20 protein-coding genes are annotated in these 15032 nt (G+C 72.5%); 9 read left to right on the top strand and 11 right to left on the bottom strand.

Annotation, left to right across the window (positions count from 1 at the left end):
- Window positions 1–33: 33 nt before the first annotated feature.
- Window positions 34–2445, bottom strand: a complete 2412-nt coding sequence (locus tag ACIQOW_RS03860; protein ID WP_401079437.1) for a SpoIIE family protein phosphatase — start codon at window positions 2443–2445, stop codon at window positions 34–36.
- A gap of 315 nt (window positions 2446–2760) precedes the next feature.
- Window positions 2761–3147: an ATP-binding protein gene (locus ACIQOW_RS03855; protein WP_401079435.1), complete on the bottom strand. Its 387-nt coding sequence runs from the start codon at window positions 3145–3147 to the stop codon at window positions 2761–2763.
- Window positions 3148–3846: 699 nt separating this feature from the next.
- Between ACIQOW_RS03855 and ACIQOW_RS03850 the strand changes: the two genes are divergently transcribed.
- The 4 genes from ACIQOW_RS03850 to ACIQOW_RS03835 all read left to right on the top strand — a co-directional run bounded on the left by ACIQOW_RS03850 (window position 3847) and on the right by ACIQOW_RS03835 (window position 8987).
- Entirely contained in the window at window positions 3847–4557 is a 711-nt protein-coding gene (locus tag ACIQOW_RS03850; protein ID WP_401079433.1) for an urease subunit gamma, read from the top strand.
- Window positions 4554–6275: an urease subunit alpha gene (locus ACIQOW_RS03845; protein WP_401079431.1), complete on the top strand. Its 1722-nt coding sequence runs from the start codon at window positions 4554–4556 to the stop codon at window positions 6273–6275. The genes ACIQOW_RS03850 and ACIQOW_RS03845 overlap by 4 nt, the downstream gene beginning before the upstream one ends.
- Window positions 6276–6310: 35 nt before the next feature.
- Entirely contained in the window at window positions 6311–7357 is a 1047-nt protein-coding gene (locus tag ACIQOW_RS03840; protein ID WP_401079429.1) for an agmatine/peptidylarginine deiminase, read from the top strand.
- Between the two features lie 637 nt (window positions 7358–7994).
- Window positions 7995–8987 (top strand): LuxR C-terminal-related transcriptional regulator, encoded by a 993-nt coding sequence (locus ACIQOW_RS03835; protein ID WP_401079427.1) that lies wholly within the window; start codon window positions 7995–7997, stop codon window positions 8985–8987.
- Here the strand turns inward: ACIQOW_RS03835 and ACIQOW_RS03830 are convergent.
- Window positions 8984–9205, bottom strand: coding sequence for a hypothetical protein (locus ACIQOW_RS03830; RefSeq protein WP_401079425.1), 222 nt, complete (start codon window positions 9203–9205; stop codon window positions 8984–8986). The genes ACIQOW_RS03835 and ACIQOW_RS03830 overlap by 4 nt on opposite strands.
- A 118-nt stretch (window positions 9206–9323) precedes the next feature.
- Here ACIQOW_RS03830 and ACIQOW_RS03825 point away from each other — a divergent pair, with 118 nt between their 5' ends.
- Entirely contained in the window at window positions 9324–9566 is a 243-nt protein-coding gene (locus ACIQOW_RS03825) for a helix-turn-helix transcriptional regulator (protein ID WP_401079423.1), read from the top strand.
- 33 nt (window positions 9567–9599) lie between these two features.
- Here the strand turns inward: ACIQOW_RS03825 and ACIQOW_RS03820 are convergent, their stop codons facing one another.
- From ACIQOW_RS03820 to ACIQOW_RS03800, 5 genes are read right to left on the bottom strand one after another with little or no spacing between them, the layout of a single operon-like run.
- Window positions 9600–9767: a hypothetical protein gene (locus tag ACIQOW_RS03820; RefSeq protein WP_401079421.1), complete on the bottom strand. Its 168-nt coding sequence runs from the start codon at window positions 9765–9767 to the stop codon at window positions 9600–9602.
- A 43-nt stretch (window positions 9768–9810) separates the two neighbouring features.
- Complete coding sequence (locus tag ACIQOW_RS03815) at window positions 9811–10275, bottom strand: hypothetical protein (RefSeq protein WP_401079419.1); 465 nt, start codon at window positions 10273–10275, stop codon at window positions 9811–9813.
- Window positions 10272–10460 carry a hypothetical protein gene (locus tag ACIQOW_RS03810; RefSeq protein WP_401079417.1) on the bottom strand — a complete coding sequence of 63 codons (189 nt, stop codon included), beginning with the start codon at window positions 10458–10460 and terminating at the stop codon, window positions 10272–10274. The genes ACIQOW_RS03815 and ACIQOW_RS03810 overlap by 4 nt, the downstream gene beginning before the upstream one ends.
- The gene (locus tag ACIQOW_RS03805) at window positions 10457–10609 is read right to left on the bottom strand and encodes a hypothetical protein (RefSeq protein ID WP_401079415.1); all 153 of its coding nucleotides are present in this window, start codon (window positions 10607–10609) and stop codon (window positions 10457–10459) included. The genes ACIQOW_RS03810 and ACIQOW_RS03805 overlap by 4 nt, the downstream gene beginning before the upstream one ends.
- On the bottom strand, window positions 10609–11190 hold the full coding sequence (locus ACIQOW_RS03800) for a hypothetical protein (protein ID WP_401079413.1): 582 nt from the start codon (window positions 11188–11190) through the stop codon (window positions 10609–10611). Before ACIQOW_RS03800 ends, ACIQOW_RS03805 begins: the two co-directional genes overlap by 1 nt.
- Window positions 11191–11332: 142 nt before the next feature.
- Here ACIQOW_RS03800 and ACIQOW_RS03795 point away from each other — a divergent pair, with 142 nt between their 5' ends.
- Genes ACIQOW_RS03795 through ACIQOW_RS03780 form a run of 4 tightly spaced genes read left to right on the top strand, consistent with a single transcriptional unit; the run spans window position 11333 to window position 13551 of the window.
- Window positions 11333–12676 carry a transcriptional regulator gene (locus ACIQOW_RS03795; protein WP_401079803.1) on the top strand — a complete coding sequence of 448 codons (1344 nt, stop codon included), beginning with the start codon at window positions 11333–11335 and terminating at the stop codon, window positions 12674–12676.
- A 35-nt stretch (window positions 12677–12711) separates the two neighbouring features.
- Window positions 12712–12960: a hypothetical protein gene (locus ACIQOW_RS03790; RefSeq protein ID WP_401079411.1), complete on the top strand. Its 249-nt coding sequence runs from the start codon at window positions 12712–12714 to the stop codon at window positions 12958–12960.
- Window positions 12961–12976: 16 nt separating this feature from the next.
- A complete protein-coding gene (locus ACIQOW_RS03785; protein WP_401079409.1) occupies window positions 12977–13366 on the top strand; it encodes a hypothetical protein in 390 nt (129 codons plus the stop codon).
- A gap of 5 nt (window positions 13367–13371) precedes the next feature.
- A complete protein-coding gene (locus tag ACIQOW_RS03780) occupies window positions 13372–13551 on the top strand; it encodes a hypothetical protein (RefSeq protein WP_401079801.1) in 180 nt (59 codons plus the stop codon).
- 5 nt (window positions 13552–13556) lie between these two features.
- On the opposite strand, the gene ACIQOW_RS03775 is transcribed toward ACIQOW_RS03780, so the two are convergent.
- The 3 genes from ACIQOW_RS03775 to ACIQOW_RS03765 form a co-directional block, all read right to left on the bottom strand.
- On the bottom strand, window positions 13557–14459 hold the full coding sequence (locus ACIQOW_RS03775; RefSeq protein WP_401079407.1) for a SpoIIE family protein phosphatase: 903 nt from the start codon (window positions 14457–14459) through the stop codon (window positions 13557–13559).
- A gap of 89 nt (window positions 14460–14548) precedes the next feature.
- Window positions 14549–14809, bottom strand: coding sequence for a hypothetical protein (locus tag ACIQOW_RS03770; protein WP_401079405.1), 261 nt, complete (start codon window positions 14807–14809; stop codon window positions 14549–14551).
- Window positions 14806–15030, bottom strand: a complete 225-nt coding sequence (locus tag ACIQOW_RS03765) for a holin (protein ID WP_401079403.1) — start codon at window positions 15028–15030, stop codon at window positions 14806–14808. The genes ACIQOW_RS03770 and ACIQOW_RS03765 overlap by 4 nt, the downstream gene beginning before the upstream one ends.
- Window positions 15031–15032: the final 2 nt, after the last annotated feature.

Here is a 15032-nt window from a genome sequence, read left to right as displayed (position 1 = left end):
GGGCGGGGCTCGGGCTGCCGGGCCCTACACGCCTCAGGCCGCCGTCCCCGTCCCGCTGAGTTCGAACCACATCCGCTTGCCGGAGCCGCGCGGTTCCACGCCCCAGGAGTCCGCGAGCGCCTCGACCAGCATCAGCCCGCGCCCGGAGGAGGCCTGCTCCCCCGGCGTCCTGCGGGTCGGCCAGAGGTCCGACTCGTCCTCCACCTCGACCCGCAGCCTGGCCCGGCCGCCGGCCGCCTCCGGCTCCCGGTAGAGCCGGGCGGTGAACATGGCGTCCCGGTCGGTGTGCCGGATGGCGTTGGTGACCAGTTCGGAGGAGAGCAGCTCGGCGGTGTCGATGAACTCGGCGACGCCCCAGCGGCGCAGCGCGTCGCGCAGCTCCGCCCTGACCTCGGCGACCCGCGCCAGGTCGGCCTGGCCGATCCGGCGGCGCAGCTGCTGGGCGGCGAGCCCACCGGCCGGGCCGTCCCAGCGCAGGAGCAGCAGCGCTATGTCGTCCTCGCGCTCGCTGGAGTCGGCGGCCTGGGAGGCGATCCGTTCGGCCAGCTCCTCCAGCGGGTCGCGGGCGGCCTCCTTCGCGTCCGGCAGCGGGCGGGCGAGCGTCCGGGTGAGCCTGGCGATGCCCTCGTCCAGGTCCATGCCGCGCGCCTCGACCAGGCCGTCGGTACAGAGCACCACGGTCTCGCCCGGGTCCAGGCTGAACCGGGTGACCCGGTACTCCTGGTCCGGGTAGATGCCCAGCGGCAGCCCGCCGGCCACCGGCACCACGGTGGCGGTGCCGTCCGCGCGGCGCACCACCGGGTCGAGGTGGCCGGCCCGGACCGCGTAGATCACGCCGTAGTCCACGTTGACCTCGGCGTAGGTGCAGGTCGCGAAGTGGTCGGTGTCCAGGTCGGCGAGGAAGCGGGAGGCGCGGGCCATCACGGCGGCGGGCGGGTGGCCCTCGGCCGCGTAGGCGCGCAGCGCGATCCGCAGCTGGCCCATGATCCCGGCGGCGTGCACGTCGTGGCCCTGGACGTCGCCGATCACCAGGCCGACGTGCCCGCCGGGCAGCGGCACCACGTCGTACCAGTCGCCGCCGATCTGGAGGCCGGAGCCGGCCGCGAGGTAGCGCACGGCGGTGGTCACGCCCGGGACGGAGGGGACGGTGCGCGGCAGCATCACCCGCTGGAGGCTCGCCGCGAGTTCGTGCTCGGCGTCGTGCAGCCGGGCCCTGGCCAGCGACTGGGCGACCAGCCCGCCCAGCGTGGACAGCAGGGTGCGCTCGTCCGCGTCCAGCTCGCGCTCGTCGTCGAAGCTGACCACACAGACGCCGATCGCCCTGCCGCTGGCCACCAGCGGCAGGTACGCCCACGAGCCCCGGCCGGTGCGGCTGGTCTGCTCCCACACCTCGGGATAGCCGTCCCGGAACTCCTCGCGGGTCGAGACGAACACCGGCGTGCGGTGCCGCAGCGCCTCGGCGGCCGGGTGGCCGGACGGCAGCACGGTGCGGTCCCAGACCGCCAGCGAGCCGGTGCGGTAGCCGGAGGCACCCAGGATCTGCGTCCGTCCGGCCTCGAAGGAGGCCAGCAGCAGGCCGTCCGGCGGCAGCCCGGGCAGCGGCAGCTCGGTGAACACCCTGGCCACGTCACGCACGGTGACGGCTTCGGAGAGGGCGCGCGCCGCCTCCTTGATGAACCGGGAGCGCTCCTCGCGCAGCATGGCCATCCGGTCGGCGTGGTCCCGCTTGTGCAGCTCGACGGTGGCGTCCCAGACGAACCCGACCATCCGGGAGGCCCGGCCGAAGGCGTCGGCCAGCACCCGGCCGCGGAAGCGCACCGCGCGCATGGCGCCGCTCGCCCCGATGGTGCGGTAGTAGGCGCCGCACTGGCCCAGCTCGGCCACCGCGCGCTCGACCCGGCGGCGCACCACCGGTGCGTCCTCTGGGTGCAGCAGGGCCAGGAAGGAGGCGGCGGTGCGGTCGAAGCGGCCCTGGCTCAGGACGTCCAGCCCGATGATCGCGCAGGCCCGGTGATCGCCCTCCAGGACGTCGCGGCGGATGTCCCAGTCGAAGGAGCCGATGCCGTTGGCGGCCATCGCGGGCTCCAGCCAGTCCGGCATGGTGTCCGCTGAGGAGGGCGGCAGTCCGCCCGACAGCACGGGCGCCAGCCGGGCGGCGGCGAGGCTCGGCGAGGGGCGCACCGGGGAGCCGCGGCGCGAGGACTGGGCGGGCGGCCTGGCCCGGCCGGTGCCCGAGGTGGTCGGTCCGACGGCGGGCTGCCCCTGGATCCGCGGCTCCAGGGCGCCCGGCTGCTCGGCGACGCGCGGCTCGGCGGTTCTCGGCCCGGCGGTGCGCGGTCGGGCGGTTCTCGGCTGGGCGGTTCGCGGATCCACGGTGCGCGGCTCGACGGCGGGCGACGCGCCGGGCGGAAGCGCCGGCCCCGGCGACTCGGGCTCAGTGGGCATGCTGCTCCTGCCGCTGCCGTGGCGGACCGCGCCGACCGTCCGGACGGGCCGCGAGGCGGTGTGATGGGTCGTGCTGGATAGGACGGTGCGACGAACGGTGGCCAGTCGAGGTTCGGTCTCCCCGCTGCTTCCCGCACGTGGACACACATTCCCACCATCCTGGCCAATGTTCGGCCGAGCGGCAATGGCAACGGGCCGGAAATCTTCCGTTCCGCCTTCTGTTCAGGGCATCCTTCGACAGCGAATCAATCGACGGCGAACAATCCTACGGCCCTGGCGACGGCGCCGAGCGGCGGCCCCGCGGCGGTACCGGGCTCAGGGCAGGGCGAGTTCGAACCAGGTGACCTTGCCCTCGCCGCGCAGCTGCACGCCCCAGGAGTCCGCGAGCGCCTCCACCAGCAGCAGGCCGCGCCCCGAGGTCGCGTACTCGCCAGCCGGATCGCGGCGGCGCCCCGGCAGCCTGCTGGCGCCGTCCTGCACCTCGATGCGCAGCCGGTGGTCCGAGCCGAGCACCGCGTCGAAGACGGCGCCCTTTCCGGTGTGCAGCAGCGCGTTGGTGACCAGCTCGGAGGAGAGCAGCTCGGCGGTGTCGGACAGCTCCGACACCCCCCAGTGGCTCAGCGCCGAACGCAGCCGCCGCCGGACCGAGCCCACCTCGGCCAGGTCCGCCGGATCGAGTGTGAGGTGCAGCCGCCGGTGCAAGGCACAACCCGGAGCCGGCGCGCCCGGCAGGGCCGTCCCGGTGGTACCGGCCGGCCCTTTGACCGGCCCGGACCGGTAGGCGTCGCCGGAACTCGTCCGCTGCCGCGGGAATCGCGACTGACCGTCCATCAACACATGCCCCCGCCCTGGAATCCGGGCCCCCGCCTCCGGATCCCCCGCCGGTCGGGTGGCCCCCTCGTTGCTGACCACTCATCCTCATGCCCAGTTGACGGCGTTTGCAACAGTGTGCGTCCGATCACGTGGGGTGAAAGGGGCACGGGGTGGTTCGCGTGATCCAACTGCTCGCGCCGGACAGGTTTGCGAAGCGCAGAGGCCGCATTCGAGGAAGCCCCCGCCCGATCCCGCGCACACCCGGCGCCCGTACGGACCGTGCGCCCGGCCACGCGCCCCCCGGCCCGCTCCGCCGCGCGCCGGGCCCGGGCACCGGTTCACGGGGCCCGTCCCTCCCCCTCCTCCCTCCCGGCGCTTCGCTCCCATCCGGCCCCCTTTCTCGCTCCCGCCTCGCCCGTCCCCCGCCCGGCGGGCCTCACCCCCGCCCCCCGCCCGGCGAGCCGAACCTCCGCGGAGCGGCAACGCTGGACAGGGCGGCCCGGTGCGGGTTCAATGACCCGAGATGTTTGAACGGCGTTCTAACATCGCCCGAGCCGACCCCCTCCCGGCGACCGCGAGCGAGGAACCGTGCGACTGACCCCCACCGAGCGGGACCGGCTGCTGATCTTCACGGCAGCCGAACTGGCCCGCGCCCGCCGCGCCCGGGGCGTGCGCCTCAACATCCCCGAGGCCACCGCCCTGATCGCGGACACCGTCTGCGAGGCCGCCCGCGACGGCCTGCGACTGGCCGAGGCCATCGAGGCCGGCCGCTCCGTGCTGACCGCCGACGACGTGCTGCCCGGCGTGGCGGACGTGGTCACCGACGTCCAGGTCGAGGCCGTCTTCGAGGACGGCACCCGCCTCGCCGTCGTCGACGACCCGTTCAGGGGCGCCGGCTCGCTCGGCGACGAGGCCCCCGGCAGCGCGCTGCCCGGCGCCGGCACCGGCTACGACCCGGTCGAGGAGACGCTGCTGCTCCCCGTCCACAACACCTCGGGGGTGCCGATCTCGGTCACCTCGCACTTCCACTTCTTCGAGGCCAACCCCCGCCTCGCCTTCGACCGGGCCGCCGCCTACGGCACCCACCTGGCCGTCCCGGCCGGCTCCTCGGTGCGCTTCGACCCGGGCGCCACCGTCGAGGTCGGCCTGGTCCCGATCGGCGGCCGGCGGGTCGCGATCGGTTTCGCGGGGCTCGTGGACGGCCCCCTGGACGCGCCCGGCGCGAAGGAGGCCGCCCTCGCGAAGGCCCGCGCGACCGGCTACCTGACCGGCTTCGACGACTCGGAGGCGCCCTCGTGACGGCGATCTCTCCCCACGACTACATCTCCGTCCACGGCCCGCGCGCCGGGGACCGCGTCCGGCTCGGCGACAGCGGACTGATCGTCCGCGTGGAGTCCGACTCCCAGGCACCCGGCGACGAGTTCCTGGCCGGCTTCGGCAAGACCGCCCGCGACGGCCTGCACCTCAAGCCCGCCGCCGTCCGGGACACCTGCGACGTGGTGATCAGCAACGTGCTGGTGATCGACGCGGTCCAGGGCATCCGCAAGACCTCGATCGGCCTGATCGGCGGCCGGATCGCCTCGATCGGGCGGGCCGGCAACCCGGACACCCTGGACGGCGTGGACGTGGTCGTCGGCACCGGCACCACGATCGTCTCCGGCGAGGGCATGATCGCCACCGCCGGTGCCATCGACACCCACGTCCACCTGCTCTCGCCGCGGATCATGGAGGCCTCGCTGGCCTCCGGCGTCACCACGATCATCGGCCAGGAGTTCGGCCCGGTCTGGGGCGTCGGCGTGAACTCGCCCTGGGCGCTGCGCCACGCCTTCAACGCCTTCGACGCCTGGCCCGTCAACATCGGCTTCCTGGGCCGCGGTTCGTCCTCCGACGAGGCCCCGCTGATCGAGGCGCTGGCCGAGGGCGGCGCGTCCGGCTTCAAGGTGCACGAGGACATGGGCGCGCACACCCGGGCACTGGACACCGCGCTGCGGGTCGCCGAGGAGTACGACGTCCAGGTCGCCCTGCACACCGACGGCCTGAACGAGTGCCTGTCGGTCGAGGACACCCTCAAGGTGCTGGACGGGCGCACCATCCACGCCTTCCACATCGAGGGCTGCGGCGGCGGACACGTCCCCAACGTGCTGAAGATGGCGGGCGTGCCGAACGTCATCGGCTCCTCCACCAACCCGACGCTGCCGTTCGGCCGGGACGCGCTCGGCGAGCACTTCGGCATGATCGTCTCCGCGCACGGCCTCAAGACCGACCTGCCCGGCGACGCCGCGATGGCCCGCGACCGGATCCGCGCCGGCACGATGGGCGCCGAGGACGTGCTGCACGACCTCGGGGTCATCGGCATCACCTCCTCCGACGCCCAGGGCATGGGCCGGGCCGGCGAGACCGTGCGCCGCACCTTCGCCATGGCCGGGAAGATGAAGGCCGAACTCGGCCCGCTCGACGGCACCGGCTCGTACGGGACGACGGAGGGCGGCGACGACAACGAGCGCGTGCTGCGCTACATCGCGAAGCTCACCGTCAACCCGGCCATCGCGCACGGCCTCGCGCACGAGGTCGGCTCGATCGAGATCGGCAAGCTCGCCGACATCGTGCTCTGGCGCCCGGACCACTTCGGCGCCAAGCCGCAGCTGGTCCTCAAGGCCGGGTTCCCCGCGTACGGGGTGGTCGGCGACCCCAACGCCTCCACCGACCGCTGCGAACCGCTCGTCCTCGGCCCGCAGTTCGGCGCCCACGGCGCGACCGCCGCCGACATCTCGGTGGCCTTCGTCGCCCAGGCCGCCGCCGACGGCGCCTACCTCGACCGGGCCGCCGACGCGCTGCCCACCCGCCGCCGCCGGGTCGGCGTGCGGAACACCCGCGGCATCGGGCCGCGGGACATGGTGCGCAACGCCCGCGTCGGCCACGTCGAGGTCACCGAGACCGGACTGGTCTCGCTGGACGGCTCGCCGCTTCGCTCCGAACCCGCCGACAGTGTCTCGCTCAGCCGCCTCTACTTCCTCTGACCCCCTCTGACCTCCTCTGACCTTCCAGGGACTCGATGATGACCACCCCCACGCCCGCCTCGCTCGGCTACCGGATGCCCGCCGAGTGGCACCCCCACGACCGCACCTGGATGGCGTTCCCCACCGCCAACCCCACCTTCGACGGCCCCGAGCAGCTGCACGCCGCCCGCCGGGCCTGGGCCGCCGTCGCCGACACCATCGCCGGGTACGAGCCGGTGACGCTGATCGTCAACACCGGCGAGACGGAGCAGGCCCGCGGGTACGTCTCCGAGCGGGTCGAGATCGTCGAGCGCCCGCTGAACGACGCGTGGATGCGCGACATCGGCCCGTCCTTCCTGATCGACGGCAAGGGCTCGCTGGCCGCCACCGACTGGATCTTCAACGGCTGGGGCGCACAGTCCTGGGCCCGCTGGGACAAGGACCAGCACATCGCCGAGCACATCGGCGAGCTGACGAAGGTCCAGCGCTTCGCCTCCCGGCTGATCAACGAGGGCGGCGGCATCCACGTCGACGGCGAGGGCACGGTGCTGGTCACCGAGACCGTCCAGCTCGGCGAGGGCCGCAACGCGGACTGGACCAGGGAGGAGGTCGAGGCCGAGCTGCACGCCTTCCTCGGCACCACCAAGGCGATCTGGCTGCCGCGCGGACTCACCCGCGACTACGACGAGTTCGGCACCCGCGGGCACATCGACATCGTCGCCTCCTTCGTCCGCCCCGGCGTCGTGGTCGCCCACGTCCAGCCCGACCCCGCGCACCCGGACCACGAGGTCTGCCGGGAGCTGGTGGCCGTCCTGCGCGCCTCGACGGACGCCCTGGGCCGGCCGCTGGAGGTCATCGAACTGCCCGCCCCCACCGTCCTGCTGGACGAGGACGGCGAGCCGGTCGACTACTCCTACATCAACCACTACGTGGCCAACGGCGCGGTGATCCTCTGCGCCTTCGACGACCCGCGCGACCAGGAGGCCGCCGCGATCCTCGCCGACGCCTACCCGGGCCGCACCGTCGAACTCGTGGACGCCCGTGAGATCTTCGCCAACGGCGGCGGCATCCACTGCATCACCCAGCAGCAGCCGACGGCGTAGGGCCTCAGCAGGTCAGGCACCCTGACCTGCATGAATGACAAAAAGGACATGGCAATTACTGGCAATAGCTGGCAGGATCTGGTAGCTGTCACTCAAGATCATCTCCCATTCCCTCCCAGTTGATCTTGAATGCCGGAGTCGGGTCGTCGTGCGACTTGGGGGCGCCCCGTTCGACCCGACCCCGGCGGACTGTGGCGACGGATCTCGTCTCCCCCGCCACCCCCACCCCCCGATAGAGGCGGAAGCCGCGACGGGCGCCAGGCGACTCGCCTGGCGCCCGTCCGTGTCGGTCGATCAGCCCCAGGTGGAGTCCGCCAGCGTGGCGTCCGGCTCCGGCGTAGGAGTCGGGCTCGGAGCAACGACGCCCCATGTCGAGTCGGCCTGGGTGGACTGCACCGACCGACCCCACGTCGAGTCGGCCTGGGTGGATGTGGCAGCGCCGGCGCCCAGCACGGCAACGAGAGCCGCAGCCGCTCCCGCGACCCCGAGTGCTCGCTTCATGGCAACCTCCTGTCGACGGCAGTGCGACGCCGCCGAGGTGATGAGTGGTGTGCGACCAGCCTCCCCTCTGTACAGCCTTCAATCAAGCCATCTACGCTGCGATTTGTTACATCTGCCATTTCTCGCAGGAGCGACATTGAGCGGCACCGCCCTCTCCGGCTACGCAGCCGACAGCACTCTCAGCAGCGAAGCCCGCGAGCTGTATGTCCTGCTCGCCATCTCCGAGGGGATCGCCCCCGATCCGACCGCCCCGGTGCTGAACGAGTTGCTCACCTACGGCCTCATCACACCGCACCCTGACGCCCCGACCGGCGGCCGCTTCCTCGTCCTGAACCCGGCTCACGCGGCAACGCGGCGCCAGGCCGAGCTGTACAGAGCCGCCCGCGACGCCATCAGCGCAGCCGAGGCACTTCCGGACTCGCTCCGCGACCTCTCGATCTCCTACCGCAGCACCGAACGTCCGCGGGTTGGGGCTGTCGAATACCTGGAGGGCACGCAGGCCATCAACGCCAGGGTCTCCGAGATCATCGCGGACGCCACTCAAGAGCTGCTGACCGCCCAGCCGCACGGGCCTAGGCCCCGGGCGCGACTCGATATCTCCCGACACCGAGACCTCGACGCCATCCGGCGCGGCGTCTCCATGCGCACGCTCTACCGAGCCACGGTGAGAGCCGATGAAATCACCGCGTACTGGACCTCACAGATGACTGCGGCCGGCGGCCACGTCCGTACGCTCGACGGCGGGTTCGCTCGGGCCATCATCGTCGACCGACGATGGGCGGTCATCGACGATCCGGGGGCCGCACCACATCAACTGCGGGCGGTGCTTGTGGAGGACCGGTCCGTCGCCGCCTTCGCCGCCGCCCAGTTCGATCGCGACTGGGCGGCGGCGATGCCGTGGACCGGCGAGGAGCCGCGGACCGGCGAGCGGGCACTGACCGACCTACAGATCTCAATCTGCCAGCTGCTGGCAACCGGCCAGGACCAACGACAGATCGCCCGGGAAGTGGAGGTCAGCCACCGTACGGTGACGCACCAGATCGCGCAGATCAAGGAAATCGCGGGGGCCGGATCGATCTTCCAGCTCGCGGTGTGGTGGGAACGCCGCACACGCGCGCTTCAGGACTAACTGCCGCCCTTGGCGGGTGGACGGTGTCGCGCGACTCGGAGCGTGATGGCGTGGATTGCCGCGTTCGCCGCGTGCACCTCGGCGGCCTGCTCCGGGGTGCCGTTCGGATGGCGCCCGTGTCGGGCCAGTATCTGGGCCGCCTCCAGGATGTCGCGTGCGGCCAACTCCAGGTCGAACGGCTGCGTCAGGCTCCAGCCCGGCGGCGGCTTAGCGCTCATTGTGTACTCCCGGTTCAGGCCCCCCGGGCTGCGGTGGGTCGATTATATCGAACTGGTATACGATAAATGGCGGTGTATCGGTACAGACTTTTGATCATGGACCGGCCAGCGTCAAGGGGTGCCGGCTCCGTACACTCCCGATGACCAGCAGATCCGTGACCGGCGAGACGTAGGGGCGCGGATCCTATCGCTCAGGCGACAGGCCGACCTCACACAGGAGCGGCTCGGCGAGCGCGCAGGGCTGGACCGGCGGACCGTCGGCCGCATCGAGAACGGCCTCGTACCGGCCACCATCGACCAGCTGAGCGCGATCGCGCGGACCATCGGTGTCCCCCTCCGTCGCCTGTTCTGGGACGAGTAGGCCGGCCGCACCGCCGTACGGCCGGCCAGGTTCCTACCGCCCCTCGCGTTCGAGGCGGGCGGCCTCCAGGTTCGCGTTGTTCGCGTGCGTGATCGGCCGGTGGGCGCTCTCACCGCGGTCGTGCAGCTCGTGCGCCCAGTCCGTGTGGGCCTCAGCCGCGGCACGGTGCCGCTCGCTCAGCGGGGCAGGGTCGTCGGCCATGGGTGGCTCCGTTCGTCAGTGCTGATCAGAGGGGTGGGTGGGCCTACCGGCCGGGCCCGAACGTGCCGACGGGTGACGTCGGTCCGAGGCGCTCGTTCACGGCGCACGCCGGGCAGAGCATCCGGGAGGTGGTCGAGACGTCCTCGGTCGAGGCGAGGTCCTCCACCCCTCCGAATCGCGACCGGGTCCCAGCCGCACTGCCGCACCCGAGGCAGGCCCGCGTGGCCCTCGCGTGCCGGTAGCACTCCCGGCAGTGCAGCATCGTTGGGGTCTCGGCGAGGATCATGACCGGCTCGCCGATGCGCAGGTGCGGGCACGTGCTCACCGCGCCGTCACGCCACGCGCGGATCAGGGCGAGGCTGGCCGCCCACGCCCATTCCGGGGTGTCGTCCGCGGGGGGCCTGGGCGTCGTGCTGTCGAGCAGCCGCAGCCAGTCCCGCTGGGCAGCGCGGGCCTGGTCGAGGGCCGCAGCAAGCCCCGCGCGCTCGGCGTCGCTGAGGTCGGTCACCGGGGGCCCTCCTGCCTGTGGCGGCTGCGGATGCCGTCCGCCCGCACGCCCGTGCACCCGATGTGGTCGCGGATGCTGTCCGAGTGGCTGTTCAGCGTGGCCGCGTAGGTGCCGCGGCCCCACTTCCCACACACCACGCAGTACCCGCTGCACTCGTCCCGCAGCGGTCCCGGCTTGGCGCTCACGTCGCCGGGTCCTGTTCCCCCAGGCCGTGCTCGGCGTCCCACTTCCGCTGCGACCGGTCGAGCATGTCCCGCACACCAGCGACGGCATCCTGCCAGGCGTCGCTCTGCGGGTTGAACCGCGGCTTGTCGGTGCCGTCGTGCTCGTACATCAGGCCTCCTGGGCGGTGCAGCTTGGGTGCGCGACCACAGGCCAACCCAGCGGGGCGCCGGACGTGGAGGTGTACGCGTGACCAGCTGGGGACAGCGGCGCCTCGTGCCGACCGCAGACGATGCAGGCCTCCGCGCGCCGCTGCTGGTCGGTGTAGTCGGCACCCAGGGTGGTCTTCCCGAGCCAGAGTTGGCGGGACAGCAACGCCTGTTGCAGGTACTCCTCGACGTCGATCCTGCGGGCAGCGGTGTCGAGGTAGCGCTGTCCCATGAGGAGAACGATCGTGCCGCCCCTCCGCGCGAAGTCCGCCCAGCCCTCATCGGCGGCCAGCCGGAGAGCGCCGTCTACGTGCGGCAGCAGCACGAGGGCGTCCGGGCCGTCGAGAACGATGCGGATCCCGGGCGACGGGAGTGGAAGCTCGGGCGCGGACAGGCCGGCGCGCGTGGCGATCGGCCGCAGTCCGGGTGCGTCGGCGCGCGCCGGGGTGATCAGCATGAACGACACGAGCCCGTCGGGTGTCGCGTCGATCCACGTCCAGGCCGCTAACGACAGCGGAACCGTACGATCGGTGGCCGTCAACACGGGCCCCCTCCTAGGTTGCTGGGACTACCATCACCACCAAGAGTCGACCCGTGATCACCTGACCGTAAGCGCTGGAGGGGTGGCACAGGGTGGCACTTCCGCACGAGGTGGCAGACGAGGGTAGGACAGGACCATGACGACGATGCGGACGCCGAACACCCGGCTCACCGACTGGCAGGCCCGGACGGGCCTGAGCAACGCCGAACTCGCGCGGCGCGTCAAATCCGCAGCTCAACACGCTGGGCACCAGCAGATCGCACCCGATGCAACCGCCGTGCGCCGCTGGCGTGAGGGCAACCAGCCGCGCCGACCGCTCCCAGGGATCATCGCGGACGTCATCTCCGACGCACTCGGATACCGGGTCACATCGTACGAATTGGGACTCGGCGAGAGCCCGGCCGAGGACCGCTCGCTCCTTTACTCCCGCAGCTACGAGGTTACGGTGGAAACCGTCTCTGACCTGGGGAGAGCAGACGTGGACCGCCGCCGATTCCTTGCCGCCGCACCGTTCGCAGCCGTCGCCGCCACCGGACCATCCAGGGACTGGCTCCTCGCCACCCTCGACCAGGAACCCGAACCTGGCCCCCGAGTCCGCCTTGAGGACGTCACCGCCGTCAAAAACATGTTCGGTGAGTTCCAGAAGATCGACATCTTCCAGGGCGGAGGATCCGGCCGGCTGATCCTCGCCGCCTACATGAACATCCACGTCTACCCCCTCCTCCGCCGCCCGCAGGCCGACGATGTCCGCCGAGCCCTGTGCGAAGCGGCCGCCGAACAGACCTACCTCCTCGGGTGGATGGCCTACGACAACGGCGAGCACGGCACCGCCCAGCGCTACCTCATCCAGTCGCTCCGCCTCGCCCAGGAGTCCGCCAACGTGCCGCTCGGCGCGCACGTTCTGGCGGGGATGGCCGACCAAGCCACCCTCCTTGGGCACCCCGAAGAGGGGCTCCGCCTGGCCCAGTCCGGCCGTCACGGTCTCCGCGGCTCCTCCGCCGCCGCCCTGGCTGACCTGTGGGCGCTCGAAGGTCGCGCGCTCGCGACCATGGGCGACAAGGCTGGTGCCACCCGGGCCGTCGCCGAGTCCGAGGCAGCCGCCGAGCGCATCCACGCCGACGGCGAACCGGAGTGGGCTCTGTTCATCGACCCGGCTTACCTGCACGGCGAGCACGCCATGACCCTGCGGGACGTCGGCGACCACGCCGGAGCGGCCGAGCACGCCAAGAGGAGCATCGACCACGCCCGCTCACAGAGCCGGGCCCGCCGCGGTGCACTCTCCCAGGCCGCGCTCGCTACCACACACCTCCAGCGGCGTGACCTCGAACAGGCCCACGCCGCCGGCCTGCGAACGCTCTCCCTCGCCGGCAAGGTCAAGAGCAGCCGCGCCGTCGAAGCCGTTGCCGACCTACAGCGGCGGATGGAGCCGTTCGGCGGGCGCCTGGTTGCCGACTTCGCCGAGCGGGCCCGCGCACTGACTGCCGCCTGACCTGCATCGTCCGATGCCGGTCGTACGATGACGGCATGGCTGACGTCGAGATCCCCGCGGACCTGCTCCCCCTCCACATCGCCGCCCTGCGTGCCGACCGGGCGATGACGACGGCACGGGAGTCCGGAGGCGACGTCGAGGCCGCGCGCGAGCACTACCTCGCCGCCGCGGCGGTCCTTGAACGCCACCCCTTCTGGGAGGACGCCAGGCGGGCCGGCTACCGGCAGGCCGTCTGGCAGCGGTCCCTCGACGCCGCGAAGACCGCACTCGATGGTGACGACTGAGCTACTGTCAGTGCGCATGGAAGACCTCACATGCGGCCGCTGCGGCCGGACCGCCCCCGACAACCTGACCGGCGCCGACGCCGACGGCTGGAACTCCCGATGGGAGGCAGGGCGGATGGTCGAGCTGATCTGCCCCGGCTGCCAGAACCCCCTCGACGCGGCCGAGGCCGAGGCCAACGACGCCGAGCTGGCCGTCGCCCGCCAGGACGGTGGCCAATTCGTCGCCGACCCCGTGATCTGCATGACCGGCACCGTCACCGCCCCCGACGTCATCCTCTACGGCGAGGCTCACCTCCGGCGCATCATCCAGAGCGGCCGCGCCGAACCCATCCCCATCATTGAGCACCTGCCCGCCGACACCCGCTGCGTGCCCACTGCGGGCGGCGTCATCATCCACCAGGCGTGAACGCCATGGAGACGACCGTCGAGTTGCACGGCGGCCCGCTCGACGGCGAGCACGCCGTCGTAGACCTGGACGACCCGGACCCTGGGACCGCCCTGCCCAGCCCCCGCGGGCTGTACCCCGGCGGCCGGTCCTGGTACGCGCCCGACCCGGCCGGCGTGTGGCGCTGGATGCACGACAGCCCCTGAACCGCCTACCGGCCGGGCCCGGTCGCCCGGGCCGTCTCCGCCATCAGGATGTCCACCAGGGCGCATACCCCGGCCTCGGTGCCGTCGTGCATCGCAACCTCGATCGCGGCGTGGACACGCGCCCGCACGTCGGGCGTGAGGCCGCTGGCCCCGGTCGCCAGGCGGCCGAGGTGCATGGCCATGGTCGGGGTCAGGGCCGGCGCCGAGTGTGCCAGGCCGAGCGGCAGCACGACGGCAGTCGCATCGTCGCGGTACCCGCCGGAGTCCGCCGTGGCCGCAGCCACCAGGGCATCAGCCAGTGCCTGGGGGTCGAGGCCCTGGTGTTCGCGGACCAGGGCCTCGACCCTCTCGGCCGGGACCTGATCGTGGACACCGTCAGTGGTGAGGACCAGCAGCCCGCCGGCGGGCACTCCGACGTAGGGAGCGGTCGCAGGGGTGGCCCGGCCGAGCGTCACCCCGACGGAGTCGGCGAGCGCCGAGACCGGCACCTCGCCTGCGGCCAGGGCGGCCCGACTCAGGTAGGCAGCGAGGTTGTGGTCGGTCGTCAGCTGCGCGAGTTCGGTGCCGTCCCAGCGGTAGGCCCGGCAGTCGCCCGCCCACACCAGCTCGGCGCCGCTGCCATCGGCCCGGGTCACGGCGAGGACGCCGACCGCGTCCGGGTGGCCAGGGTCCGCCAGTAGCAGCCCTGCGGACAGCAGCCCGGCCAGGGCTCCACGGCCGGCGCCGACCCGCGCGGCGGTCTCCGCGAGCATCGGCGCCAGGCGCACGATGTCGTCGGCGTGGCCCATCCCGTCCACCAGGGCGGCGGCGGTCCGACCGGTGGCGTCGGAGGTGTAGGTGGCGGCGGCGTCAGCGATGGGGCCAGCGGTGCCCTCACGTCGGGCGATCCCGATGGTGATGGTGGTCATGCCCACATGATGGCCGCTCCGGAACCCCGCCGGGCCGGAACGCCGAATGCCCCCGCCCTCCCGAAGGAGAGCGGGGGCGTGGTGCAGTACTACCGGGCGAGCATCTGGGCCAGCGCGCCGCCGCCGGTGCCGAGCACCACAGCCGCACCCACAGCCATCCACACCCGCACCTCAAGGCTTCGGATCCGCTGCTCGTGGTCGGCCACAGCCTGGCGATCCTCGACCCGGTCGTCGATGATCCGGTCGAGCTTGCCCTCCATCCGGATCTGGCCGTCGGCGATCCGTCGTACCTCCTCCAGCGTCTGGGCGGGGCTGATGTACACCCCGGCGTCCGGGGGCGGGCTGGTCACTGCCGCTGCCGGGTGATCAGGGCGGCGCTGTTCGGGTCACCCACGAACGATGCCACCGCGCTCTTCAGCACGGTCAGCGCGGCCGGCAGCGCCGCCACCCCCGCCGCCTTCAGCGCGCTGATCGACGTCAGGTCGAACCCGTCCGCCAGCAGCAGGCCGAGGAACGCCACCGCGTACGTGGCGACCGTGCGCTCGACCAGGTCGATGATGAGCTTCCGCATGG

The organism is Kitasatospora sp. NPDC091335 (assembly GCF_044757205.1).
In the GTDB taxonomy this organism is placed as follows: Bacteria; Actinomycetota; Actinomycetes; order Streptomycetales; family Streptomycetaceae; genus Kitasatospora.
This window is presented reverse-complemented; position numbering and strand designations above follow the sequence as displayed.